The organism is Amycolatopsis sp. H20-H5, assembly GCF_035828755.1.
In the GTDB taxonomy this organism is placed as follows: domain Bacteria; phylum Actinomycetota; class Actinomycetes; order Mycobacteriales; family Pseudonocardiaceae; genus Amycolatopsis.
Genome location: NZ_JAYMZS010000021.1, coordinates 32,880 through 38,076, shown reverse-complemented (window position 1 = coordinate 38,076; position 5,197 = coordinate 32,880). Strand labels below are relative to the sequence as shown.

The 5,197-nt window shown below is 65.1% G+C and carries 6 protein-coding genes; 3 read left to right on the top strand and 3 right to left on the bottom strand.

Features of this window, described 5'->3' with window-relative positions; all coding sequences use genetic code 11:
- The first annotated feature begins 55 nt into the window (after positions 1-55).
- Both QMK34_RS15100 and QMK34_RS15095 read left to right on the top strand, forming a co-directional pair.
- A complete protein-coding gene (locus QMK34_RS15100) occupies positions 56-667 on the top strand; it encodes a LysM peptidoglycan-binding domain-containing protein (protein WP_326414574.1) in 612 nt (203 codons plus the stop codon).
- 16 nt (positions 668-683) lie between these two features.
- A complete protein-coding gene (locus QMK34_RS15095) occupies positions 684-1,319 on the top strand; it encodes a S1 family peptidase (RefSeq protein WP_326414573.1) in 636 nt (211 codons plus the stop codon).
- A gap of 6 nt (positions 1,320-1,325) precedes the next feature.
- On the opposite strand, the gene QMK34_RS15090 is transcribed toward QMK34_RS15095, so the two are convergent.
- Positions 1,326-2,084: a FadR/GntR family transcriptional regulator gene (locus tag QMK34_RS15090; RefSeq protein ID WP_326414572.1), complete on the bottom strand. Its 759-nt coding sequence runs from the start codon at positions 2,082-2,084 to the stop codon at positions 1,326-1,328.
- 261 nt (positions 2,085-2,345) lie between these two features.
- Here QMK34_RS15090 and QMK34_RS15085 point away from each other — a divergent pair, with 261 nt between their 5' ends.
- The gene (locus QMK34_RS15085; protein WP_326414571.1) at positions 2,346-2,831 is read left to right on the top strand and encodes a peptidase inhibitor family I36 protein; all 486 of its coding nucleotides are present in this window, start codon (positions 2,346-2,348) and stop codon (positions 2,829-2,831) included.
- 240 nt (positions 2,832-3,071) lie between these two features.
- Here QMK34_RS15085 and QMK34_RS15080 read toward each other — a convergent pair whose 3' ends face one another.
- Together QMK34_RS15080 and QMK34_RS15075 are read right to left on the bottom strand one after the other, a co-directional pair.
- Positions 3,072-3,473 (bottom strand): DUF4352 domain-containing protein, encoded by a 402-nt coding sequence (locus QMK34_RS15080; protein WP_326414570.1) that lies wholly within the window; start codon positions 3,471-3,473, stop codon positions 3,072-3,074.
- Positions 3,474-3,812: 339 nt separating this feature from the next.
- Positions 3,813-5,138 (bottom strand): MFS transporter, encoded by a 1,326-nt coding sequence (locus tag QMK34_RS15075; RefSeq protein ID WP_326414569.1) that lies wholly within the window; start codon positions 5,136-5,138, stop codon positions 3,813-3,815.
- Positions 5,139-5,197: the final 59 nt, after the last annotated feature.

The window sequence follows — 5,197 nt, the reverse complement described above, 5'->3', positions numbered from 1 at the left end:
GCAGGACCGAAGCCACCGTCCTCGCCATAAACCCTTACCAGTCAAGGAGAAAGCAATGAAGAACCGACTCACCCGGCCGCAGGTCAACCGCGAACTCGCCTACTTCCGGCTGCGGACCCAGGCGGTGCTGACCAGCACTCTCGACGTGATCACCTTCCACCGAAGGAAGATTCTGCTCGGCGCCGCGGGAATCCTGTTCCTGGTCGTGCTGGGCGTGGCGCTGGTCGAAACCCAGCGCGGCGACCAGTCCACGACGGCCGCTTCCTCGGCGGCGTCGAGCACGACGGAGCCGACGGCCACCACCTCGGCACCGGCACCGTCCACTTCGGTCACCAGCCCGCCGCCCCCACCCGTTCCCCCGGCCCAGGAGCGGCCCGCTCACGTCGTGACGCCAGGAGAAACCCTCGCGTCGGTGGCCGTCCTGCACGATGTCCCGGCCGAGCAGATCGCCGCCGACAACGGCCTGCGCCCGCGCCGGGGACTCACCGTGGGGCAACGGCTGGTGATCGGCGTCCGACCGGCCGGGATCGAGGTGGTCGCGCCGGGAACGACGTTGACCTCCTACGCGCACCGGCTCGGCCTCTCCGTCGAGCGGCTCGCCGAACTCAATCCCCAGCTCACCGATCCCGATCTGATCGTGGCCGGCAACGGCCTCCACATTCGTTGAACCCAAGGAAAACACCATGACCGAGATCCACTTCCCGCCCGCGGTGCTCCCTGTCCACGGAGTCCACGGCACCGTCATCGGCACCGGCACTGTGGTCGCGCCGGGATTCGTCCTCACCGCGCTGCACGTCATCGACCCGGAGCCGGTGCACGGCCTCCAAGTCGGCGAAGGCAGGCAGGTCGCGGCGTCGGCCACGCTCCCACTACGGCGATACGGCGAGGACAGGCACCTGGCGCTGATCTCGTATCAGCGCGACCGGATCCTCACCGGCGGCGACCTTGGCACCGCCGACCTCGCCATGCTGGCCGTGCCCGATCTCGACGTGGAGGTGCTTTCGTTGCGGCACAACACCATTCGGGACGGCGAAATGATCTCGGTGCCGGGCTATCCCACCGGCGAGCGTCGGATCAGCAGCGGCCCGGTGGTCTCGCACGACGACGCCAACTTCATCGCCGAGGTCGCGCTACAGACGGGCAACAGCGGGTCACCCGCGCTCGACCGGCACGGGCGGGTGGCCGGGCTCGCCATCCTCGACTACGAGCCGCTCGGGGCGATCTTCGTCGGGCCGCAGCTGCTGCTCACCTTCACCCGCCGGGCGATTCCCCTGCTGACCCGGGTGCTCACCCACGACAAGGGGGACGCCGGGGAATGAGGTTCTTCAGCGCCGGGCGGCGGCCGACGGTGCGTTGCCTTCCCGCTCCTGCCGGGCGATTTCCGCCATCGCTTGGTCGAACGCCGCGAAATGGCCGTCGACCGCGGCGGCCGCCGCGGCCGGGTCACCCGAGGCCACCGCCTGGTAGATGCGCTCGTGCACGTCGATCATCAGCTCGCGCTCCCCCGCCAGCCGGCGGAGCCCGGCTCGGCGCCCGGCGAGCGCCTCCTGGATCACCCCGGCCAGCGCCGCCGCGAAGAACGTCAGCGCCGGGTTGTCCGCTGCCTGCACCAGGGTGTGGTGGAACTCGACGTCGGCCTCGTCGAGCGCGTCGTCGTCCTCGGCCAGGCTCATCCGATCCGCCGCCTTGCGGAGGTACGCGATCAGCACCGGATCCTGGAAGAGCGTCGCTTCGATCGCGGCCTGGCGCTCCAGCGCCACCCGGACGCTGTGCAGCGCGCTCAAGTCAAGCTGAGAAGCGGTCAAGGCGATGTGCAGGCCCATCGCGAGCCCACTCGGCTCGATCCGCTGAATGAACGTGCCGGAACCCACCGCGCGGCGCAGCACGCCCAGCGCCTCGAGCAGCTGCAGCCGATCGCGCAACGCCGTCCGGCTCACCCCGAGTTCGGTCGCCAGGTCCCGTTCGCTGGGCAGCTTGCCGCCCGGCCCGAGTGAGCGGATCACGGTGGCGAGTTTCGCGGTCAGCGGATCAGCCCGGTACCGCGCGGCGACCACCCCAGCCGCCACCTTCGACCCGTTCTCCATGTCCCCCGCCTTCACGCGCGCCTGATCGAGCCCTGTGCCTATTACCCAGGCTATCACCTTGAGCGGTCTTGGTACTACCTTCCAGCACTTTGGTCGGACCACTCACTGCTGACGGCGCGGAGATCCTGCCGCGCAACCACAAAAATGATCATATTATTATTTACACCAGAATTGCGTCATCCTTGACAACTAAAGAAGCAGCAAAAATACCGCGCTCCCGCCACACTTTTGCCGTCGAGGCCTTTTCGTCGTCATGTTTCCATGCTTGACTGGTTCGGCTTCTTCCAATCCATGCCCTCGCCAGCCCATATCCGAATCAGGCTGGCTATCCACGATGTGAAGAGGAAAGGTTCGAACACCATGAAGATCCCTCGTATCACGGGCCGCGTCGCGACTGTCGCCGGTGCTGTCGCAGTGGCGGCCGTGATGAGTGGCGTCACGGTCGGCGCAGCAAACGCCGCGGCAAACGTCGCGGGTCCCGAATGCGCCAAGGGCACCGTCTGCTTGTGGCAGCACTCGAACTACAAGGGCGACTCGTACACCTTGCCTGCGGGCAATGACGATTCCGACCTTGGCAAATCCGACTTCGACAACAAGGCTTCGTCGGTGTACAACCACACCAAAGACAAATACTGCTTGTACCAGGACAAGAACTTCTCCGGCAAGAAGATCACTATCAATCCGGGCAAGAAAGTGTCGAGTCTGGGTAAATTCAGCGACCACGCTTCATCCATCAAGGCCTGCTGACTCAGCAGGTTCACTGCTCACCCGGCCGCTCCGGAAGCTTCGCTTCCGGAGCGGCCGTTTTACATCCACAGGAATGACTTTTGGCACACACCGCCGGACCCGGTCAAGCCCTCGGTCGACCCCCGCATACCTGCGTCAACGTCGGCGTCTGGCAACAGGGACTGCTTACGCAAAGCACAAAATGGTCATGGGCTCGTGACACATACTGTCACGAGCCCATGATCATTGCGCTGATGAACGCTAGCCAGCGAGTGTGATATCAAAACTCTTGGGTGGTATTTTCTCACCCGAGTCCACAACCTTGCCACCGAGCCGCTTGAACCGGAGAGTCAGTTTCTGACTATTTTTTGCGGATACCGTAAAGGCGATCCAGCCTGAACCGGTTTGGTTCGAGGCCACTCCGGCGCTCGCCAAAGGCTCTTTGCCTGCGGCCCGCATCTGACTCTCGACGCTCACCGTTGTCGGAATCTCCTCGCCACTATCCGGAACCAGAGAAAAGTCGCTGTGACTCACCGACTCGTAGAACTTCGACCCCGTGGTTATCGTGACGTCCACGAGAATCACCTCACCCTCGCCGATCGAGGAGGCACTTCGCTGATACGATTCGGCCGTGATCATCGTTCCGATCACGTCGTCCTTCACTGACTTGTCCACCGCAGTGGAGCCCGAAGGACTCTTCGGCTCACCCGTGCTCTCAGGCGAGGAAGAACCACCGATCTTAGGCCCAGCAGGCGCGGAAGTCGCCGGAGCTGACGCTGGCGTGTTTATCGTGCAGCCACCTGCAAGCAACGCCGTAGCAGCCAGAAGGGCCGCACTAGCGCGCCGAGATCGCACAGATCTCCCTTCGGTCGCAGATATATTCCGTTTAGACAAACGCGTCGTGCTTTCCATCATAAGCGTTGATAACGCAGAATCTTCGTTACGTCAAGGGGTGCGCAAGTGTGACAGCGTAAACCATTATCAATGACAATACGGTGCGGATTAGTCGAGTGCGCGATCCTTTGTCTCACGGAGCGCGGCGACGCAACCCAAGCTGATCAGCGCGACCAGCGTGACGTACCCGCCGACGGCCCAGCTGCCGAGATCCGCCTGCAGCCCGGTCGAGATCAACGGCGGCAGGGCGCCGCCGAGCACCCCGCCGAGGCTGTAGGCGAGCGCGGCGCCGGTGTAGCGGTAGCGGGTCTGGAACAGCTCGGGCAGGTAGGCGCCCATCGGGCCGTAGCTCAGCCCCATCACGCCCAGCGCGCCCGCCAGCGCGATGAAGATGAGCAGCGAGTTCTTCGAATCGATCAGCGGGAACATCACCAGCCCCCAGCCCACCGCGAGCACACACGCGCCGAGCAGCACACGGCGGCGCCCCCACCGGTCCGAGACGATCGCGGTGAACGCGGTGCACAAGCCCAGCACGACGACGGCCAGCAAGGTCAGCGTCAGCATGGTGCTCTTGGGGATCTTGAGCACGCTCGTCCCGTAGGACAGGCAGTACGCCGTGGCGGTGTAGAACAGCGTGTACTGCACCATCATCGCGCCCGAGCCCAGCAGCAGCTGTCGCCACTGCTCCTTGAGCAAAGGCACCAGCGGCACCCGTTCGACCGCCTTTTCCTTCAACGCTTTCATGAACGCGGGGGTTTCGCTGAGCTGCACCCGCACGTACAGCCCGATCAGCACCAGCACGATGCTGAACAGGAACGGGATCCGCCAGCCGCCGCCCTTGAACTGATCGTCGGTGAGCCAGATGCCCATCAGCAGGAACAGGCCGTTGGCGGCGATGAAGCCGACCGACGGGCCGAGCTGCGGGAACATGCCGTACAGGCCGCGCTTGCCCGGCGGGGCGTGTTCGGTGGCGAGCAGTGCCGCCCCGCCCCATTCGCCGCCGAGCCCGATGCCCTGCAGGAACCGCAGGACGACGAGCAGGATCGGCGCCAGCACCCCGATCGTCGCGTAGCCGGGCAGCAGGCCGATCGCGAAGGTGGACAGGCCCATCAGCAGCAGCGACGAGATCAGCATCGCCTTGCGGCCGATCCGATCCCCCCAATGCCCGAAGAGCATGGCGCCCAGCGGCCGGGACAGGAAAGCGACCGCGTAGGTGGAGAAAGCCGCGAGCTTCCCGCTGACCGGGTCCAGCAGGGGGAAGAAGACTTTGTCGAGCACCAGGGCGGCGGCGATGCTGTAGGCGTAGAAGTCGAAGAACTCGATGGCGGTGCCCATGAAACTCGCCGTCGCGAGGCGCCCGATGGGCTCACCGCCGTCCGGCCGGGTCACGGTCGCCGCGCCCGTCCTCCGCCGGGGAAACATCCTTGTCGGCACGGGTTTCTCCCTTTCGGTCGTCGACCCGGGCCCTTCCCGGCTCGCTATTGGTACAACCA